Genomic DNA, 2,794 nt, shown 5'->3' on the forward strand with positions numbered 1-2,794 from the left:
AGCATTTAGACTTTTCAGACACCCTCTCATATCGTTCGTTAGACCAGTTGTTTCGCCGCTTCACCCCTTCCTTTTGCTGTTTGTCCCAGAGCTTCTTTCATATTTGCTATGGCAGTTGTAAAACCAATTTGTCGATCAAGCTGACCCAACATCGATTCAAGACTCATCGTATTGTCCATCATCGCTCGTAATGCATCATCAGATGATGCTGAAGCTGCTGCGGTTGAGAGCACCTGAAGCAAGAGAATTGATACAATACTTGAAAGTAAAACTTTTTTTATAGCCTTAAATATCCAGAAGTACTTCTTTTTGTAAGAATACACAGATCGAGCGTTTTTGTCAAGTTCTCAGAGCCTGGTAAATATCAACATTAAATTGTATGAATAAATCTCGACTTGTTTTTAAAATCGCAATCTCCCAGAGCCAACTTAAATCATTTATTTATTAAGTATGTTCTTTAACCGTTATCTCATTCCCATTTGTTTAATAGTTACGACATTTCCTCTTACTCTAGATCGAGTAGATGCAGCTTATGAAGCTAGAGCAATTTTAGCCAGAGAAGTTGGGGCGATCGCCAAAAAAACCGTAGTCAGAATTGAATCAGCAGATGGCGGTTTTGGTTCTGGTGTAATTATCGGGCGGGTTGAAAGAGGAAACAAAAATATTTATACAGTCTTGACAGCAGCGCACGTTGTCAAATCTGGCGGTACCCGCTACAAAATTATCACCCCCATCCCGCTGAATAATTTAAGTCAAAAAAGAAGGCTCACGATCGATATAGACACAACCAGAAATATCAAAATAATTCCGAACGTCGATTTAGCAGAGATTTCATTTGAAAGTAGCTATACTTTTGCGATCGGTACAATCGGAAATTCGGAATATATCGATGAAGGTAGTCCTGTTTATGTTGCTGGTTTTCCCAGACCAGGTAGAGCCATTAAGCGAATCGCCATGCAATTTACTGGCGGCATGGTTTCTTCAAGATTAGATGAGGCCGATTCCCCACAGGGGACGCTACGCGAACGCAACCCTCCAGAACAAACCAATGGCTACGATCTTGCTTATACTAATATCACCAGAGCAGGGATGAGTGGTGGCCCGGTATTTGATGCGGCTGGTAGAGTTGTCGCCATTCACGGACAAGGCGATCGCAATCATCAAGCATCAGGAGAAAGCTCTGATAATGGGATAACAAATGATGAGAAAACAGGATTTAATTTAGGGATCCCAATTCAAATTCTCTTAAAATTTCAAGCTAACAATCTTGCTGGGGCTAGAATCGATAAGTCACCAATAAACTATCAACTGATAGATCGATCTTTTACAATCGGGACTAATAGCAAAAAATTTACTCGAAAATTTAGAAACAGAAGTGATTCTCCACCACTTTTTGATGCGACCAAGGTAAACGAGCAAATATATGATTGATCTAAGGTGCCAAACTTATAATCTTTACAGCCTGGATCGGTGCCAGTCGGAGCATTAGCATCAGATTGGTAGATAAAGAAAGATCGAGATCGATGCAATCGATCGGCACTCTTCTACGACAAATAGCCGATCTTTTGGGCGGAGCGATCTTATTTGCGCTGGTACCAGTTAATGTATTTTCCAAACAAACTATGATGATAAAACTACCACATCGGAAAATGGCTCTCACCGATCGATCTTAGTCAATTGACTAAAGTTTGTAGCAGCTAGCATCCGCGAAATATGTCGCGATTCTCTAGATCGCCAAGTATTTGATTGAATAACTAATCATTGGCAATGCTACTGCGATGCCTGGTTATTTGTCTCTGCAAAACAGGGTAAATCGTACCAACTCTCAACTGAATAATTAACTAAAACTCTAACTTTTGTGTTTACATCAATTTTAAAATTCCAGCTAGGTGCCGTTTGTAGGGGTGGAGTTGGTACGATCTCCGCACTAGTAATTGGATGTATGCCCACAATTGGACTGGCCGCGATCGCCGGAGCCTCTCGGAATGAGAATCGATCGATCCAATCACCAGCTCAGAAGGGATCGATCGCCCAAACGACACCAACGCTCCCGCGTCCAGATTTTCAAAGACCCGCGCCCCAACCCACCGAAGCACCATTACCCACGCTGCCGCCATCCCCAGAACTCCTGCCACCGCCAACAACTCCCAACCTGCCCAGTCAACCCACCACTCCCGAAAATTTACCAGCGACGATCGTCATCAACCGGTTTGAGATTACTGGCAACACTGTGTTCTCGCCTGCGGAGATCGAGAAAATTACCAGTCAATATACCAATAAACCGCTCGACTTTACCCAGTTACTCCAAGTTGCCAGCGAGATTACCCAGCTCTATGTCAAGAATGGCTATATCAACTCTGGGGCGTATATTCCAGGTAATCAGTCTTTTGATGCTAGCGGTGGTACTGTCGAGATTAAAGTCATCGAAGGTCGGGTCGAAGATATTGTCGTCACCGGCACTCAGCGACTAGACCCGAACTATATCAAGAGTCGGATCGCCCTCGGTACGGGGCCAGTCCTCAAAATCGATCGGTTAATCGAGAGTCTGCAACTGCTTCAACTCGATCCCTTAATCAAATCGATCGGTACCGAACTCGTCAGCGGCCAGCAACCGGGGACGAGTATCGTCCAAGTCAACGTCAAAGAAAGCCCTAATTGGCAAACAGGCATCAATATTGCCAATAATCGCACTCCCAGCGTCGGCGAAATTCAAGCCCAAGTCAGCGGATCGTACCACAATCTGACTGGAGCTGGGGACGCGATCGGGGTGACACTCGGCAAGAGTGAGGGCAGT

General features: G+C 44.3%; 3 protein-coding genes. 2 read left to right on the forward strand and 1 reads right to left on the reverse strand.

The genetic code is table 11. The features are described from left to right. Nucleotides 1-38 precede the first annotated feature (38 nt). Nucleotides 39-323, reverse strand: a complete 285-nt coding sequence (locus RMO27_RS07245) for a hypothetical protein (RefSeq protein WP_309730961.1) — start codon at nt 321-323, stop codon at nt 39-41. A 127-nt stretch (nt 324-450) separates the two neighbouring features. Here RMO27_RS07245 and RMO27_RS07250 point away from each other — a divergent pair, with 127 nt between their 5' ends. Next, the gene (locus RMO27_RS07250) at nt 451-1,431 is read left to right on the forward strand and encodes a serine protease (protein WP_309730962.1); all 981 of its coding nucleotides are present in this window, start codon (nt 451-453) and stop codon (nt 1,429-1,431) included. A gap of 427 nt (nt 1,432-1,858) precedes the next feature. Beyond that, nucleotides 1,859-2,794 (forward strand): POTRA domain-containing protein (locus RMO27_RS07255; RefSeq protein WP_309730963.1); only part of this gene is annotated, 936 nt, incomplete at its 3' end.

This window comes from Chamaesiphon sp. OTE_75_metabat_556 (assembly GCF_031378165.1).
GTDB lineage: Bacteria > Cyanobacteriota > Cyanobacteriia > Cyanobacteriales > Chamaesiphonaceae > Chamaesiphon.

Coding starts and splice junctions, on each gene's coding strand:
- RMO27_RS07250 (WP_309730962.1), top strand. CDS start 451: ATGTTCTTTAACCGTTATCTCATTCCCATTTGTTTAATAGTTACGACA.